The sequence below is a fragment of the Nonomuraea maritima genome, assembly GCF_900100395.1.
GTDB lineage: Bacteria > Actinomycetota > Actinomycetes > Streptosporangiales > Streptosporangiaceae > Nonomuraea > Nonomuraea maritima.
On the sequence record NZ_FNFB01000039.1, the window covers coordinates 21,054 to 37,192 of the forward strand.

Here is a 16,139-nt window from a genome sequence, read left to right on the forward strand (position 1 = left end):
TACCTGCGTCTTCAGCCCCGACAAGGTGGCTCAGGGCACATCCAGGGCACGTGAGCGAACAGCCGGCCTCTTGGACCAAGCCTTTTCAACAGCCGCGCGCATACGGTCCTCACCTGAAGGCATGAGGTGCGTGTACGTCCGCAGAGTGACCTTGGATCGGCGTGCCCGAGGAACTCGGCAACAGCCTTGATGGACACACCGTCCTCCAGGGGCACCGAGGCGAAGTGATGCCGCAGCATGTGGGATTTCCACCTTCGCCAGAGCGGACTTCCAGGCGAAGCGGTTGAATCGTTTGGGGCGATCACCGTTTTTGAGGGGTCGTGAAAATCAGCCGAGCAGTGTGTTGCTGCCCAGGGGAGAGCCTGCTTCCCTGGCGTTGAGGCGCATTGGCAGCGCACAGCATCAACCGACGCTTCCTTCAGCAGCCGTGATTGGCTGTGAGGCCGAAGGGAGCCAAGTCGAGAGCCATACCAGGTGAACGAACCTGAATCGGCGCTTCAAAGTTGCGGATCCGGCGCCGCGTCGTCCGCGTCGTACTCAGACTCATGGACAAGCCCTGCAACAAAGGTTTCGAAATCGGAGGCGAGGACCGTGATTCGGTAACCCCACTCCTGGTCAACATGGACGAGGGTTGGCTTGCCAGGTGAGCGGTAGTCGAGGGCGATCATGTCATGGCCGGCCGAAGGACAATCTGCGATGTAGAGACCGATGTCGGGGTAGCCCCATTCCGCCACCCAAAACGCACTCCCAAACTCGCCGCACAGACTGAAGTCCGCAGTTCGACCGATCGAAGCCAGCGAGACCACGCCAATGTGGTCTTCGGCCCAGCTGGTTCGACTGGGCGCGGGGTGGGCGTCATGGGCAAACGTACCTCCGTTGTGTCGACGTGCCAGGTCGACGTACGCGGTGGGCAGTCGGTGTCCAAGCTGTGCCTCCACCGCTCGCAGGACCTCGTCTGTAAGAGGGTCCTCAAACGGGCCGGAGGGGTCGAAGACCGTTGAGGGATCGAGCATGCGCCGACGGTATTCGTTTGGCGTCAGTTCTGCGATCACTTCCTACGCAACAGGTTGATCAAGGTGAGGTCGTGGTGGAGTGTGGATGCACCGAGCCCTACCGGATCTCGTGCGAGACCCTCGTAGCCTCTGATCATTCCGAATGCGTTCCCAATGCGCCGTAAGCAGCCATGTGAGTGACTAAGCCCCACGGGTCAGCGCCAGTCGAACCAGGAACGGGGAAGGTGCTTACGGGCATTCTCCAAGGCCTTGGGCGTCCGTGCGCGGATGTTGATGTCCGCGACACTGCCTGGGCGGTGCCACCACGCATTGGCCCGCTCAACGCCTGGAGGTAATTCTCCGCCGTTCGAATAGGGGCTGAGGCAGATCAGCAGGTCGTCGTCCGCGTACCATCGCGTGCCCGGCACACAGGGTGATGGCTCACGTGGATAGGCGGGGAAGGGGAGAGACCGGAACATCCGGTCCACAAGGGGAACCTCGTCCCGGAGAAGCTCACCCGACATGCCCAGGTCGCATTCGGCTTCATATGTGTTATAGAGCGATTCGGTCAGGACGAGTTCGACGCAGTCCAGGGAGACCCGTTCCATCCACTCGAGCCCGCGGATGCCGTGATCCTCGCAGCCACAGTGGGGAAGGTGCACCACGGGTGGGTCGTCCAAGTGGAGATCGGCAAGCCGAACCCCGCATTGCCACACGCCTTGGTTCTCCACGTGATACGAGAGCAGGTTCCATGGCTCCCAGACTCCGAGATCCTCCAACGGCTGTAGCCGGTGCATGCTGCCGCAGAGATCCTTGCGTAGCCCGAAGAGTGCGTACGCTTCTCTCAGAGCGGTGGGGAGACGGAAACCGAGGCGTTCCTCAGCAGCGGCGAGCTCGGAACCGTCATAACCGTCGCCGTCTCGGATGGGGGCCGACCACGCCGCGGCGAAACGCCGGATGAACTCCCATGCTCCCCGCCGGTCCAGGGTTCCAGCCGCTAGCTCGGAGTGAAGATCAAACGCTCGTGGCATTCAGGAATAGTAGGGCTTGGGAAGCGGCGCCACAGCTTGTGCGAGACCGAGCTGCAGGCGTGGCCTGAGGGCACAGTCTGGGCACATGACATCGCGATCGGCCGCGAAATGCCGAGAACCACCGAGACGACCAACGCCAGGTCATCCAGGTGGTTCACGCGTTGCCCCAGGTCACGACCAAATGCTTACCAGATCTCGATGTACTGAGCCCGCAGGCCGTCTGGCCGGCAAGGTCGCCCGACGCACGTGAGCCATCCGCGTGGCCCTCGCACCGCTGTCCGCATCGGCGGACGGGGTGCTAGGAACTGGAGGATCTGCTCCGGACCGAGCTGTTGATCAGCGCGAACATCATCGCCGCGCCTGCCAGGAACACGGCTTTGACCGGGCTGTGCTGGAAGAGAAGGACAACGAGCGCGCCGACGAGACTCGTCGCCACCGCCACCCAGATGATGCCCTCCGTCACGCTCTTCGCCTTCACGGCTTCCCCTTCGCGTCCTGTGCTCATCTCCACGGCCCTTGCACCAGCGCTGATCACGTCGGGCCGGGGGAAGAGGTGCCGTGTGGCTCGTCGTCGAAGCCAGGCCCCAGCGGGACAGCACCGCGCCGACCACACGACGCGGGCGCGTACCCGGCACGTCCGCAGCTTGATCGTCTCGCTGCACGCTACCGAGCGCACCTCGGGCTGTCCAGACAGGTCCGCCTCGCCGGGGGTGACCCCGATGCCCGGTTAATTGCGTGGCGACCGCCGAGCACTCCCCATTACCTTTCTGGTGGGCCTTCGGTGGGCTTCTCCATGGGTGCGAAGGGCGTGCCCGGCTATGTCGATCGGAGATGCGGATGACCAGTCAGCTTCATGCGCTCTGCTGGGACGCGCACGATCCCGCTCGGCTCGCGAGCTTCTGGGCCGGCCTCCTCGGCTGGGAGTCCACCGACGACTCCGGTGGCGGCGTCGCGATCCTGCCGAACGACGACACCGGGTTCCGCATCCGCTTCCTGGCGACCGATGAGCCGAAGACGCGCATGAACCAGATGCACTTCGATCTGACCAGCACGTCCCTCGACGACCAGCAGCAGACGGTGGCGAGGGCTCTCGAGCTCGGTGGCCGGCACTGCGACGTCGGCCAGGGCCCGGAAGTTCGTCACGTCGTGCTCGCGGACCCCGAGGGCAACGAGTTCTGCGTCATCGAGTCGGACAACAAGTTCCTCGCCGAGTGCGGGTTCGTCGGAGCGCTCGCGTCCGACGGATCGCAGGAGGTCGGGTACTTCTGGAGCGCTGCGCTCGACTGGCCACTGGTCTGGGACCAGGACCAGGAGACCGCGATCCGCTCGCCGCACGGCGGGCCGAAGATCACCTGGGGCGGTCCTCCCTTCGCGCCGAAGACGGGGAAGAACCGGCTGCATTACGACCTCGCGCCCGACGGTGATCAGCAGACCGAGGTCGACCGGCTCGTCTCCCTGGGGGCGAAGCGCATCGACTTCACCCACGGCGAACCGGGCTCGGTGGCCATGGCCGATCCCGACGGCAACGAGTTCTGCGTCATGGCCCCGCGCTAGACCGGCGTGTTCCCGCGGTCACACCAGGCCGCGGCGGCAGGCCTCGACGCCTGCCTGGAAGCGGGTGTCGGCCTTGAGCTCGTCCATGAGGGGACGCAGGCGGCGGCGGAGGCTGCGCGGGCTGAGGCCGAGCTGCCGGGCGATGGCGTCGTCCTTGAGCCCGGCCGACAGCAGCGCCAGCAGCCGGCGATCCTCCTGCCCGAGCTCCACCGGCCCCGCTCCCTCGTCCTCGCCGGCCTGATCGGCCGGGTCAGGCGCGACGTCACCGGACGCCGGCTGCGGGTACATCGGAACGGCCTCCGCCCACAGCCGCTCGAACAGCTCGGCCAGGGCCACCACCATGGTCGACCCTCTGATCAGCACGCTGCGGTTCAGCGGCGGGTCGAGGTGCAGCGGCATGATCGCCTGCCGCCGGTCGATGAGCACCATCTTGAACGGCAGCCCCGCGAGGACCCGCGCCTCCTCGCCTGAGCTGAGCATGCGCTCCAGCTCGTCGAGCGCCCCCGGGTGCTGGAACGCCTCGGGCGCGTAGACGGTGCGATAGCGGACGCCCTCGCGGAGGCGGTCGCCCTGCAGCGGGTTGCGGTAGTCCAGCACGTACGGCGGCCGGTCGAAGATCAGGACCTCCTCCTCTGCCTCCTGCTGCAGCCGGACGTACCATCGGGCGAGCTCATCGGGCCCGGCCAGCACCTCGAACTGGCCACCGCCCTCCGGGTCCTGGCCGATCGCGCGAAAGGCGGCCTCCATCGCGTCGGCGGTGTCGGCGAGCCGGTTCAGGTCGCCCAGCACGCCCCTGGCCAGCGAACGCAGCGCGGTGCCCGGGTTCGTCGCCGTCCAGCGAGGCGACCGGCCCGACAGGCGGGTGACGAGGCCCTTGGCGCGGAGCCTGGTGAGCGAGGCCTGGACACGTCCCGAACTCTCCTGGCTTCTCCTGACGAGCTCCTGCAGCGTGATGCCGGGCGAGGCCAGCACCGCACGGTAGACCCGCTCTTCGAACGCGGTGATGCCCACCACTTCCATCACCGCCGGGGCGTCGTCACGCATGCCTGCGATCCTGGCCGCAACCGGCGCGCGCCGCAACAGGCCACCGACTTTCCTTGTCGCCGAGGTACGCGCACCCATACAAATCGGGGTCGTGCAACACAGAACCGCCCTTGTCGGTGTGGTGCTGGCGGCCCTGGCCGCGACCACCGCACCGGCCCAGGCGACCCCAGCCCCCACCCCAGCCCCCACCCCAGCCACCCCGGCGTCCGCCCAGCCGGACAAGACGCCCAGGACGATCACCCTGGTCACGGGCGACCAGGTCACCCTCCGGCCGTTCCCCAACGGCCAGGACCAGCTCAGCGTCAAGCCCGGCCCCGGCAGGGAGAAGATCAACTTTATCCACCGCCGGAGCCAGGACGGGCTCAGCATCGTCCCCTCGGACGCGATGCCTCTCCTCGCCGCGGGCAGGCTGGACCCCCGGCTGTTCAACGTCACCCAGCTCGCCGCCCTCGGCTACGACGACGCCGCGAGCCCGGCGCTCCCGCTGATCGTGACCTATCCCGCCGGCGCCGCCGCGCCGCGCCTCGCGGGCGGCCGTCCGCTTCCCGCCGTCAACGGCGTCGCGCGCAGCGAGCCGCGCGACGGAGCGGGCGCGCTCTGGAAGTCACTCACCGAACCGGCTGCGGCGGCGTCCGGGCCGGAGAAGATCTGGCTGGACGGCAAGGCCAGGCTGTCGCTCGACGTCAGCGTCCCGCACATCGGCGCCCCCCGCGCGTGGGAGGCCGGCCACACCGGCGAGGACGTCACCGTCGCGGTGCTCGACACCGGCTACGACCCCGGCCATGCCGACCTGAAGGGCCTGGTGACCGGGTCCGCGAACTTCACCGCCGAGGCCGACGCCCGCGACCTGCACGGCCACGGCACGCACGTCGCCTCCACGATCGCCGGTTCCGGCGCCGCCTCGGGCGGCCGGTTCAAGGGCGTAGCACCCGGCGCGAAGCTCCTGATCGGCAAGATCTGCGACCAGAGCGGCACCTGCCAGGACTCCGCCATCATCGAGGGCATGACCTGGGCCGCGCAGCACGGCGCCCGGGTCGCCAACCTCAGCCTCGGCGGCCCCGACCTGCCCGGTGACGACCCGGTGGAGCGGGCCCTCGAGACCCTGACGGAGGACTACGGCACGCTGTTCGTCGTCGCGGCCGGCAACTACGGCGGCAACGGCCCCGGGTCGCTCACCACGCCCGGCGTCGCGGACCGCGCGCTGACGGTCGGCGCCTCGTTCCGCGACCACGACGCCGTCGCCGCGTTCAGCAGCACCGGGCCGCGCGCCGCCGACGCCGGGGTCAAGCCGGACCTGCTCGCGCCGGGCGTGGGCATCGTCGCGGCCAGGGCCGAGGGCACCGGCCGGCCGGTGGACGACGCCAACCCGTCGTACACGACGATGGACGGCACCTCCATGGCCACCCCGCACGTGGCGGGGGCGGCGGCGATCGTCGCGGGCCTGCACCCCGACTGGAAGGCCGACCGGATCAAGGCGGCGCTGACGACCTCCACCGCGCCCGGCGCCGAGCTGGGCGCCTACGTGCAGGGTGCCGGCCGGGTGGACGTCGCCCGCGCCGTCGCGCAGCAGGTCACCACCGAGCCGACCACGATCGGCATGGGACAGATCGAGCTGCCCGCGACGTCCGCCAGGCGCACGCTCACCTACCGCAACGACGGCGACGCCGCCGTCCGCCTGGAGCTGAGCGTGACCGCCAAGGACGGCGAGGGCGCGGCGGTGACGCCGTTCCGGCTCGGCGCCACCACGCTGGAGGTGCCCGCGCACGGCACCGCGCAGGTCGAGGTGACCGCCGAGGCCGCCGCGCCCGGCACGTACAGCGGCGCGGTGATCGCCACCGGTGGCGAGACGTCCGTGCGCACCGCCATCGGCATGCGGGTCGTGCCGGAGAAGCGCGCGCTCGGGCTGACCTTCACCGGCACCGACGGGAAGCCCGCCCAGGCCGCCTTCGCCGGGGTGATCGACCTCGACACCACGAAGCAGGTCAACTACGACATCGCCGACGGCGCGCTGGACCTGCGGCTGGACAAGGGCCACCGCTACACGGTCGTCACCCTCATGCTGGACCACGACGGCACCACGGTGATGGCCGCCGACCCCGAGTTCACGCTCGACGCCGACCGCGTCTTCGCCTCCGACGCCCGCAAGGCCGAGCCGGTGGACGTCCGCCCGCAGGAGCCGTCGGCACGGCTCGCCGTCGGCATGCTCAGCCTGCTGCAACTCGTCGACTGCGGGGTGATCCCCGAGTGCCGGTCGCCGCTCGGCGTGGACGTCGACCTGACCGGCCTGCTCGGCGGCGACCGGCTCGTGGGCGTCAAGGCCGTCCCGACGGGCCGTACGGTGAGCAAGAAGTTCGCCTTCGCCAGGTGGACGCAGTGGGCCAGGCCCAAGGGCGACGGCACCTACGACGACAGCCCGTACGTCTACCACCTGATGAAGGCCGAGCCGCGCATCCCGGCCGACCCCGGCTACCGCCCGCGCCGCCAGGACCTCGCCGAGGTCGCGGCGACGTACGGCGCTCAGAAGGACGGCATGCAGGGCGAGCAGTGGGCCCTGCCGGCGCTCTACGGCAAGGATCTGCCGTGGCAGCCGTACGGCATGCTGTCGCGGTTCACGCTGCCCTTCCACCGCACCGAGTACTACACGCCCGGCGACACCGGGTGGCTGCCGACGTTCATCCAGTACAGGCAGGTGCCGCGCGACGAGTGGGACAACGTCGACGGCGCCGTCTTCGGCCAGACCGCCGTCCACCGCGCGGGCAGGACGACCGACCGGTGGAACCTTGGTGTCGTCGGGGTCGGGCTCACCGTCGGCGGCGGCTACTCCTACCGCCAGGAGAACCGGATGGAGGTCTCCGCCGGGGTGATCGAGGACGGCAGGCCGGACCGCGTCGTGATCTCCTCCCCGGCGCAGTACAAGCTCTACCGCGACGGCAAGGAGATGGAGGAGCTCTGGTACGGGCTCTTCGACGTGCCGACCGAGCGCGAGGAGGCCGGGTACCGGCTCACCATGACCGCCGGCGCGGCCATGACGAAGCCGTACACGCAGGTCAGCGCCGAGTGGCGGTTCCGGTCGAAGAGCCCGGAAGGCGACGGGCAGCAGGCGCTGCCGCTGATGGTCGTCACGATGAACCCCGACCTGGACGACCGCAACCGCGCCGGCGTGGGCCGCATGCGCATCCCGCTGGGGATCCAGCGTCAGGACGGCTCGCCCGACCTGAAGGTGACCGAGCTGACCGTGCAGATCTCCTACGACGACGGCCGCACCTGGCTGCCCACGCGGGTGCACCGGTCGGGCAAGGGCTCCTGGACGGCGGAGACCCGGCACCCGGCGAGCGCGCGCGGAAAGTTCGCCTCGTTGCGCGTCGAGGCCGCCGACACCGGTGGCAACGCCGTCACCCAGACGGCGATCAGGGCCTACGAGATCAGCTGAGCGACGGGCAGACCCCGCCGCCGCGGCGGGGTCAGTTCGTGAGGGTGAGCGGGTTGACCAGGTCGGCGTAGACGAGCAGACCGGCCATGACCACCATGACGAGGGCGATGGCGTACGTCAGCGGCAGCACCTTGGCGATGTCGACGTATCCGGGCTCGGGCCGCCGCATGATCTTGGCGTACGCCCGCTTGATGCCCTCCCACAGGCCGCCCGCGATGTGGCCGCCGTCGAGCGGGAGCAGCGGGATGAGGTTGAACATGCCGATCGCCAGGTTGAAGCCGGCCAGCAGGTTGACGAAGATCGCGATCTTGTTCTCGGTGGACAGGTCGGAGGCGAGGATCTCGCCGCCCATCCGGCCCGCGCCGACCACGCCCACCGGCCCCTCGGGGTCGCGCGCCTCGCCGGAGAAGGCCGCGTGCCAGACGCCGACCATCTTCTCCGGCAGGTTGAGCAGCGAACTCGCCACCCTGCCCGTCAGCTCGCCCATGTAGCCGACGACCTGGCCGATCGTCTGCTTCTGCATGACCTGGGTCGGCAGCACGCCGAGGAACCCGACATTCTTGTCGATCTTGTTGGGGTTCTCGAGGTTGGGGCGGTCCTGGGCGATGAGCGTGACGTCGAGCGCCATGGGCTTGCCGTCGCGGACGATGCCGAGCTGCACCGCACCAGGGCCGTGGGAGCGGATCAGCCGGGTGGCGTCCTCCCACGAGGTGATCTTCTGGCCGCCGAAGGAGACGAGCTTGTCGCCGGGCTTGAGACCGGCCTGCGCGGCGGGGGTCGGCTGGTCGCCGGGCTTGCACTGCGCGCGCTGCTCGGTGACCGGGATGACGCAGGTGTTGGTGTCGGGCGAGACGATGGGCGCCCATGTGGGCAGGCCGATGCCGACCAGCAGGATGCTGAAGAACACGAAGGCGAGCACGAAGTTCATCAGCGGTCCACCGGACATGATGATGACCTTCTGCCACCACTTCTTGCGGTAGAAGACGCGGTCTTCGTCACCCGGACGCACCTCTTCCTGGGCGGCGTCGCGGGCCGACTCGATGAGGCCCTGGAACGGCCCGGTCGCGGTGCTCCTCAGCTTGCCCGGATCGTCGCCCGGGCGCGGTGGCAGCATGCCGATCATGCGGATGTAGCCGCCGAGCGGGATCCACTTGATGCCGTACTCGGTCTCGCCTTTGCGCCGCGACCAGGCGGTGGAGCCGAAGCCCACCATGTACTGGGTCACGCGTACGCCGAACAGCTTGGCGGGTATGAGGTGGCCGATCTCGTGCAGCGCGATGGAGAACATCAGGCCGATGAGGAAGACGACGATCCCCACGACGTAAAGCCAGTTCATCTAGGCGCGCTCCAGGAAGACGGCGAACGACCGACAGCCCCAGAGTAGTCGAACTCCGGCGGCCGCACGGCTGACCGGTTTGAGCAGGCATTGACACTGAGCAACCACACGATCACCCTGGGAGACGACAGAGGGGAACGTCTTGATCCGGACACTGATCGCCGAACACCTGCCCTTGGTGCGCCGTGGCCTGCTCGCCACCCTGGAGGCCGAGCCGGGCGTGAGCGTCGTCTCCGAGGTCGGCCACGCCGACGAGGTGGTCCACGCGGCGCTGGCCTCCAGGGCGCACGTGGCCGTCGTCGACCTCGACCTGCCGGGTCCGCCCGTGGCGGCGCTGCTCGCCGAGCACGTGCCCCGGTGCGGGGTGCTCGTCCTGTCGTCCCATCCCACTCCGGCGCAGGTACGCGAGCTGCTCGCCGGGCCGGTGCTCGGGTTCATGAGCCTGTGCGTCGCGCCCGAGCGCCTCGTCGAGGGCGTGCGCCAGGTCGCCGCCGGCCACCAGGCCATCGAGGCGGAGATGGCGGTGGCCGCGCTCAAGTGCGCGACCAACCCGCTGACCAGGCGCGAGCTCGACGTGCTGCGGATCGCCGCGGGCGGCGCGCGTTCCACCGAGATCGCCGACGAGCTCTTCCTGTCGGTCGGCACCGTGCGCAACCATCTGTCGCGGATCATGTGCAAGACCGGCGCGCGCAACCGGCTCGACGCCGTGCGCATCGCCAGTGACAGCGGCTGGCTGTGACGGGGCCCCGGTGAGGCCGCGCCGCTCCACCGGGGCCCGACTGTCCAGAGGATCGCAGCCCGCCCGGCCCTCGGCCAGTGACCGCCGTCACGACCTGACCCGTGTGGAATGTCACGGACGCCAGATGAGCACCAGCGCGCAGTCGTCGTTGTGCCCCGAGGCCATGGTGTTGACCAGCGCGCGGGCGCCGTCGCGGAACCCTGACGGCAGCAGCCGCTCTGCCTCTCCGAGCAACCGGTCGAGCCCGGCGTCGATGTCGCGTCCGGGCTGCTCGATCAGGCCGTCGGTGTAGAGCAGCAGCGCGTCGCCCTTGTGCAGGGTGCCGCTGTCGGGCTCGCAGTGCAGGTCGGGCACCACGCCGAGCACCACGCCCTTGGCGGTCGCGGTCTGCCAGTTGCCCGTGCCGGCGTCGAACTTCACCACGGGCGGATGCCCGGCCGAGGTGATCGTGTAGTCGCCGGTCGCAAGGTTGAGGCGTACGTGCACCGCCGTCACGAAGCCCTCGTCGCCGCGCTGCCGGTGCAGGTAGGCGTTGCACGCGGGCAGGAAGTCGGTGACCGAGCCCAGCAGCCCGCCGAAGGTGCCCGACAGCAGCAGCGCCCGGGTGCCGGCGTCGACGCCCTTGCCGGAAACGTCGACCAGGGCGATCTCGACGATGTCGCCGTCGCGCATGGAGACGAGGAAGTCGCCGCCGAACGAGGAGCCGCCCGCCTGCTTGAGCACCACCTTGCCGCCCCAGTCCTTCGGCAGCGGGGGCAGCTCGCCCTGGCTGCGGAGCCGGTCGCGCAGCTCCAGCAGCATCGCGTCGCCGCGCAGGCCCTGCACCCCGAGCTTGCCTCGCGTACGGGCCATCAGCACGGCGAGCACGCTGGTGAACACGATCGTGACGGTCAGCCCCAGCCCGATCCGGTCGCCGCCCAGGGTGAAGGCGACCCAGCCGAGCGAGACGCCCACGCCCACCAGCAGCTTGACGAGGCTGCGCAGCCGCAGCTGGAGCCCGCCGATCAGGGTGACGAGGATGAGCAGCGACGGCGAGAACAACGCCGTCGAGACCTCCGCCGCGAGGACGCCGATGACCAGCGCCAGCACGATCAGGAAGGTCAGCAGGTTGCTGTCGCGCGCCAGCAGCGTCCGCCTGACGAACCGGACGATGGTGACCAGGAAGGGAACCCGCACCAGCACGGCGCGGACCCGGGGCGGGATCAGCGGCGCCGTGCGGGAACTCATGATGCGCCTGACTGTATCGGTCTGGCCCGGCTTTGGGCAGCCGACTTGACCAAGGCCTTGATCGCTGAGCCGCGGATATTCAGTAGCCCTGCCGCGGCCCCGCTCCTACGGTGAGTAGATGACGTACCCCATCCGTCAGATTGACGAATCGGCGTGGCCCTCCATCAACCGCGTGGCGGAAGAGGCCTTCAGCTGGACGCCGGCCCCCGGGCAGTCGGCTCGCTACAAGGCCCAGACCGAGTTCGACCGCTCCCTCGCCGCCTTCGACGGCGAGGAGATGATCGGGCACACCTCCTCCTTCGGCTTCACGATGACGGTCCCCGGCGCGCGCGTGCCCGTCGCGGGCGTCACCTGGGTCGGCGTGCTGCCCTCCCACCGGCGGCGCGGCGTGCTGTCGTCCCTCATGCGCGCGCAGCTCGCCGACCTGCGCGACCGCGGCGAGCACGTCGCCGCGCTCTACGCCTCCGAGTCCTCCATCTACGGCCGCTACGGGTACGGCAGGGCCAGCAGCCACCTGTCGTTCCGCATCGACAAGCCCGGCTCGGCGTTCGTGCGCGACTGGCCGCAGGATCCCGCGCTGCGGATCAGGGTCGTCAAGCCCGCCGACGTCCGCTCCGACATCGAGAAGCTCTTCGCCTCCGTCGTAGCCCGCCGACCCGGCCGCTACGACCACAACGCGGCCTTCTGGGACAGCGTGCTGGGCGACGAGGACTTCGACCAGCACGGGGCCGGCCCGCTGCGCGGGCTGCTGGCCGAGGACGACGGCGGTGTGCGCGGCTACGCGCTGTTCCGCGTCCAGCAGAAGTGGACCGACGGCATCGCCGACGGCGAGCTGCGGCTGCGCGGGGTGGAGGCGACCGACCCGGCCGCCTACGCGCTGTTGTGGCGCAGCCTGCTCGACCGCGACCTGGTCTCCCAGGTGGTGGCGCACGGCCGTCCGGTGGACGACCCGATCATCGCGCTGCTCGCCGACCAGCGCCGGCTGCGCGTCGCCGTGCAGGACGAGCTGTGGGTACGCCTGGTCGACGTCGACCGCGCGCTGGCGTCGCGGGCGTACACGACGCCGGTCGACCTGGTGATCGAGGTCGAGGACGACGTGTGCCCGTGGAACGCGGGACGGCACCGCCTCACCGGCGGCCCGTCGGGCGCGACGTGCGAGCCGGTCGACGACGCCCCCGACGTCACGCTGCCGGTGGCCGCGCTGGGGTCGGCGTACCTCGGCGACGGGCAGCTGGACGAGCACCTGGCGGCGGGGCTGCTGCGCGAGCACTCCCCCGGCGCGCTGCGGGCGCTGGCCGTCGCCATGTCGTGGAGCCCGAAACCGTGGTGCGGTTCGGGATTCTGACCGACTCCCGCATCGGCGGACCCCGGCGTACTGTCGAGGGCATGGCGCTGCAGAGTCTTCAGATCACCGCGGTCGTCGCCATGCGCGCCCGCGACGTCTCCCGGCCGTCGAAGGAACAGCAGGAGGCCGCCGACCGGCGGCCCCTGCGCGACGAGCAGCCGCGGCGTGACGCCCGGCGCAAGGGTCAGGGCAGCGAGGGCAGCTGACCGATCGTCTCGTAGCTGGTGAGCTGCGCGATCCGCCGGCTGTGGCGCTCGCCGCCGGAGAACGGTGTGCTCAGGAAGACCTCGACGAAGCGGGTGGCTTCCTCCGCCGAGTGCATGCGGGCACCGATGCCGACGACGTTGGCGTTGTTGTGCTCACGGCCCAGCCGGGCGGTCTCCTCGCTCCAGGCCAGGGCCGCGCGGATGCCGCGCACCTTGTTGGCGGCGATCTGCTCGCCGTTGCCCGATCCGCCGATGACCACGCCGAGGCTGCCCGGGTCACCCGCGACGCCCTCGGCCGCCCGCAGCACGAACGCCGGATAGTCGTCCTCCGGGTCGTAGACGGAAGGACCGCAGTCCATCACCTCGTGGCCGTGGTCCTTCAGCCAGGTCACGAGGTGGTTCTTGAGCTCATAGCCGGCATGGTCGGCACCGATGTAGACACGCACCTCTCCAGTCTTCCACAGCCCGGAAGTGCGGTTCGCTGGCTAGAGTAAGGACCACTATCCGCCTCCAGTCCTTACGAAAGCAGAGAGCCATGCGAGAGATCCGCGTCCTCGGCGACCCGGTCCTGCGCACGCCCGCCCCACCGGTGACCGACTTCGACCGTGAGCTGCGCCGGCTGATCGACGAGATGTTCGAGGCCATGTACGCGGTCAACGGCGTGGGCCTGGCCGGTCCGCAGATCGGCGTGTCGCGCCGGCTGTTCGTCTACGACATCAGCGGACGCAAAGGACACGTCATCAATCCTGTCCTGACCGTCGACGACCCCGAGGAGGTGCTCGACGAGGAGGGCTGCCTGTCAGTGCCCGACCGCAGCACGCGCCTGCCGATCTACGCCACGGTGGGCCGCGCGGCGGGCGTGACCGTGGAAGGCGTCGACAGGCTGCGGCGGCCGGTGCGCATCAAGGCGCGCGGCTCGCTGGCGCGCTGCTTCCAGCACGAGACCGAGCACCTCGACGGCAAGCTGTACGTCGACCGCCTGCCGAAGGACACGGCCCGCAGCATCATGCTCCGCGCCTAGGGCGCGCCGCGGCGCGGCGGGCCCCACACCCGCCGCGCGGGCGCTAGAGCTGCAGCGCCTTGACCTCCAGGTACTCCTCCAGCCCGTACGGGCCGAGCTCGCGGCCCACCCCCGACTGCTTGTAGCCGCCGAAGGGCGCGAGCGGGTCGAACCGGCCGCCGTTGATCGCCACCTGGCCGGTGCGCAGCCGGCGGGCCACCGCCAGCGCGCGTTCCTCGGTGCCCGCCCAGACGGCGCCGGCCAGGCCGTACTTCGTGCCGTTGGCGATGCGCACCGCCTGTTCCTCGCTCGTGTACGGGATCAGCGACAGCACCGGCCCGAAGATCTCTTCCTGCTCGATCGTCATGCCGGGCTCCACCGCCGCGAACACCGTGGGCTCGACGTAGAAGCCGCGTTCGTGCGGCCGCTCGGTGCCCCCGGCCACCAGCCTGGCGCCCTCCTCCTGGCCGCGGTTGATGTAGCGGACCACCCGGTCGCGCTGCGCCGCCGACACCAGCGGGCCGATCCTGGTGGACTCGTCGAACGGGTCGCCCACCCGGTAGCCGCGCGCCAGCTCGACGGCCATACGCACGGCGTCGTCGTAGCTGTCGCGGTGGACGAGCATGCGGGTCCAGGCCGAGCAGGTCTGCCCGGCGTTGACGAAGCAGTTGGCGACGCCCACCTTGACGGCGAGCTCCAGGTCGGCGTCGGGCAGGATCAGGTTGGCCGACTTGCCGCCGAGCTCCAGCGCCACCCGCTTGACCGTCTCGGCGGCCAGCGCGGCCACCCGGCGGCCCGCGGCCGTCGAGCCGGTGAAGGAGATCATGTCGACGTCGGGATGGGCGGCCAGGGCCTCGCCGACGACCGGCCCACGCCCGCTGACCAGGTTGAACACGCCCGGCGGCAGGCCCACCTCGTCGAAGATCTCGGCCAGCGCGTACGCCGCCAGCGGCGCGACCTCGCTGGGCTTGAGCACCACGGTGCAGCCGGCGGCCAGCGCGGGGGCGACCTTGCAGATGATCTGGTGCAGCGGATAGTTCCACGGCGTGATCGCCGCGACCACGCCGACCGGCTCCTTCACCACCAGGGAGTTGCCGACCCGGCTCTCGCGGGGATGGCTCTCGGCCAGTTGCGCGTAGGAGGCGAGGACGGTGGCCGGCATGAGGGTCTGCACCTTGAGCGCGAACCCGAGCGGGGAGCCCATGTCGGTGGCGATGGTCTTCGCCATGTCGTCGGCCCGCTGTCTCAGGAGCTCGGCCGCGTCACCCAGGAGTTTTGCGCGTTCCGCCGGGGCGGTGCCCGACCAGGCGGGGAACGCGCGTGCGGCGGCCTCGACCGCCGCTCGGACATCGGCGGGATGGCCCGCCGGCACGTGGTCGATGACCGCCTCGGTTGCCGGGTTCACGACGTCGATGGGTTCGTCCGATGCCGAAGCGGTCCAGGAGCCGCCGATGTACAGCTGACGCATGCCCCTCATCTTGACAGCCGGGTGGCAGACAAGGCGAGGGGTCTGGTCATGGGGATGAGCCTTTTTCCCCCTTACGACTCATCCCCACAGAGAAAATCCCCTATTTACCCCCGAAGGGGATAAATCACTCGAAGGTCGGCCGCTTCGTCCGGGAGCGCTTGATCTCGAAGAAGTCGTCGAACGCGGTGACCGCGAGGACGCCGTCCCAGAGCTTGCCCGCGTCCTCGCCACGGATGATCTTCGTGATGACGGGACCGAAGAAGGCGTTGGCGCCGACCCGGATGATCGGCGTGCCGACCTCCTGGCCGACGAGGCCGATGCCCTCCTCGTGGGAGGCGCGGATCGCGTCGTCGTACGCCTCGGAGTACATGGCGTCGGCGAGGTCGGCCTCGAGACCGACGTCGGTGAGCGCGCCCTCGATGACCTCGCGCAGCCGCTCGGGCTCCTTGCTCATGCCCTCGTTGTGCAGGCGGGTGCCGATGGCGGTGTAGAGGCGGCCGACGTACTCCTCGCCGTGCTTGTCGGCGGCGGCCCTGATGACCCGGACCGAGCCCATGCCCTTGGCGGCGCGCTCGAGGTAGTCGGCGGGGACGTCTTTGTCCTTGTTCAGGAAGTAGAGGGACATCTGTCGCCACCGCGGCTCGATGGGACGGACCTTCTCCACCTCGAGCAGCCACCGGGAGGTGATCCACGCGAAGGGACAGGCGGGGTCGAACCAGAGGTCCACGGGAATCTTCTCAGTCATGTAAGGCCCTAACCTTAAGTGG

At 69.9% G+C, this 16,139-nt stretch carries 16 protein-coding genes; 6 read left to right on the forward strand and 10 right to left on the reverse strand.

The genetic code is table 11. The features are described 5' to 3' along the window. Positions 1–11: 11 nt before the first annotated feature. From BLR04_RS42910 to BLR04_RS35895, 4 genes are all read right to left on the reverse strand, one after another. The gene (locus BLR04_RS42910; RefSeq protein WP_425413469.1) at positions 12–398 is read right to left on the reverse strand and encodes a tyrosine-type recombinase/integrase; all 387 of its coding nucleotides are present in this window, start codon (positions 396–398) and stop codon (positions 12–14) included. A gap of 99 nt (positions 399–497) precedes the next feature. Then, positions 498–1,013 carry an SMI1/KNR4 family protein gene (locus BLR04_RS35885; protein WP_090773632.1) on the reverse strand — a complete coding sequence of 172 codons (516 nt, stop codon included), beginning with the start codon at positions 1,011–1,013 and terminating at the stop codon, positions 498–500. A gap of 194 nt (positions 1,014–1,207) precedes the next feature. Beyond that, positions 1,208–2,023 (reverse strand): SMI1/KNR4 family protein, encoded by an 816-nt coding sequence (locus BLR04_RS35890; protein ID WP_143022362.1) that lies wholly within the window; start codon positions 2,021–2,023, stop codon positions 1,208–1,210. Positions 2,024–2,321: 298 nt separating this feature from the next. Then, entirely contained in the window at positions 2,322–2,501 is a 180-nt protein-coding gene (locus BLR04_RS35895) for a hypothetical protein (protein WP_090773634.1), read from the reverse strand. A 359-nt stretch (positions 2,502–2,860) separates the two neighbouring features. Here BLR04_RS35895 and BLR04_RS35900 point away from each other — a divergent pair, with 359 nt between their 5' ends. Then, positions 2,861–3,577 carry a VOC family protein gene (locus tag BLR04_RS35900; RefSeq protein ID WP_090773635.1) on the forward strand — a complete coding sequence of 239 codons (717 nt, stop codon included), beginning with the start codon at positions 2,861–2,863 and terminating at the stop codon, positions 3,575–3,577. 18 nt (positions 3,578–3,595) lie between these two features. Here BLR04_RS35900 and BLR04_RS35905 read toward each other — a convergent pair whose 3' ends face one another. Next, entirely contained in the window at positions 3,596–4,621 is a 1,026-nt protein-coding gene (locus tag BLR04_RS35905; RefSeq protein WP_176903451.1) for a TrmB family transcriptional regulator, read from the reverse strand. 91 nt (positions 4,622–4,712) lie between these two features. On the opposite strand from BLR04_RS35905, the gene BLR04_RS35910 reads away from it, so the two are divergent. Next, positions 4,713–8,051, forward strand: coding sequence for a S8 family serine peptidase (locus BLR04_RS35910; protein ID WP_176903452.1), 3,339 nt, complete (start codon positions 4,713–4,715; stop codon positions 8,049–8,051). Between the two features lie 31 nt (positions 8,052–8,082). Here the strand turns inward: BLR04_RS35910 and BLR04_RS35915 are convergent, their stop codons facing one another. Then, the gene (locus BLR04_RS35915) at positions 8,083–9,387 is read right to left on the reverse strand and encodes a M50 family metallopeptidase (RefSeq protein ID WP_090773638.1); all 1,305 of its coding nucleotides are present in this window, start codon (positions 9,385–9,387) and stop codon (positions 8,083–8,085) included. A 142-nt stretch (positions 9,388–9,529) separates the two neighbouring features. Between BLR04_RS35915 and BLR04_RS35920 the strand changes: the two genes are divergently transcribed. Next, positions 9,530–10,126, forward strand: a complete 597-nt coding sequence (locus tag BLR04_RS35920; protein WP_090773639.1) for a response regulator transcription factor — start codon at positions 9,530–9,532, stop codon at positions 10,124–10,126. 111 nt (positions 10,127–10,237) lie between these two features. On the opposite strand, the gene BLR04_RS35925 is transcribed toward BLR04_RS35920, so the two are convergent. Next, on the reverse strand, positions 10,238–11,353 hold the full coding sequence (locus BLR04_RS35925; protein WP_090773640.1) for a PP2C family protein-serine/threonine phosphatase: 1,116 nt from the start codon (positions 11,351–11,353) through the stop codon (positions 10,238–10,240). A 118-nt stretch (positions 11,354–11,471) separates the two neighbouring features. Here BLR04_RS35925 and BLR04_RS35930 point away from each other — a divergent pair, with 118 nt between their 5' ends. Continuing rightward, positions 11,472–12,698, forward strand: coding sequence for a GNAT family N-acetyltransferase (locus BLR04_RS35930; RefSeq protein ID WP_090773641.1), 1,227 nt, complete (start codon positions 11,472–11,474; stop codon positions 12,696–12,698). A 41-nt stretch (positions 12,699–12,739) separates the two neighbouring features. Beyond that, positions 12,740–12,904 carry a hypothetical protein gene (locus BLR04_RS41075; RefSeq protein WP_176903453.1) on the forward strand — a complete coding sequence of 55 codons (165 nt, stop codon included), beginning with the start codon at positions 12,740–12,742 and terminating at the stop codon, positions 12,902–12,904. On the opposite strand, the gene BLR04_RS35940 is transcribed toward BLR04_RS41075, so the two are convergent. Then, complete coding sequence (locus BLR04_RS35940; RefSeq protein WP_090773643.1) at positions 12,883–13,350, reverse strand: ribose-5-phosphate isomerase; 468 nt, start codon at positions 13,348–13,350, stop codon at positions 12,883–12,885. The two genes, BLR04_RS41075 and BLR04_RS35940, sit on opposite strands and share 22 nt — an antisense overlap. 89 nt (positions 13,351–13,439) lie before the next feature. On the opposite strand from BLR04_RS35940, the gene def reads away from it, so the two are divergent. Next, positions 13,440–13,925 carry a peptide deformylase gene (gene def / locus BLR04_RS35945; RefSeq protein ID WP_090773644.1) on the forward strand — a complete coding sequence of 162 codons (486 nt, stop codon included), beginning with the start codon at positions 13,440–13,442 and terminating at the stop codon, positions 13,923–13,925. 43 nt (positions 13,926–13,968) lie between these two features. On the opposite strand, the gene BLR04_RS35950 is transcribed toward def, so the two are convergent. Both BLR04_RS35950 and BLR04_RS35955 read right to left on the reverse strand, forming a co-directional pair. Next, a complete protein-coding gene (locus BLR04_RS35950; RefSeq protein ID WP_090773645.1) occupies positions 13,969–15,372 on the reverse strand; it encodes an aldehyde dehydrogenase family protein in 1,404 nt (467 codons plus the stop codon). 124 nt (positions 15,373–15,496) lie between these two features. Next, the gene (locus BLR04_RS35955) at positions 15,497–16,117 is read right to left on the reverse strand and encodes a mycothiol-dependent nitroreductase Rv2466c family protein (RefSeq protein WP_090773646.1); all 621 of its coding nucleotides are present in this window, start codon (positions 16,115–16,117) and stop codon (positions 15,497–15,499) included. Positions 16,118–16,139: the final 22 nt, after the last annotated feature.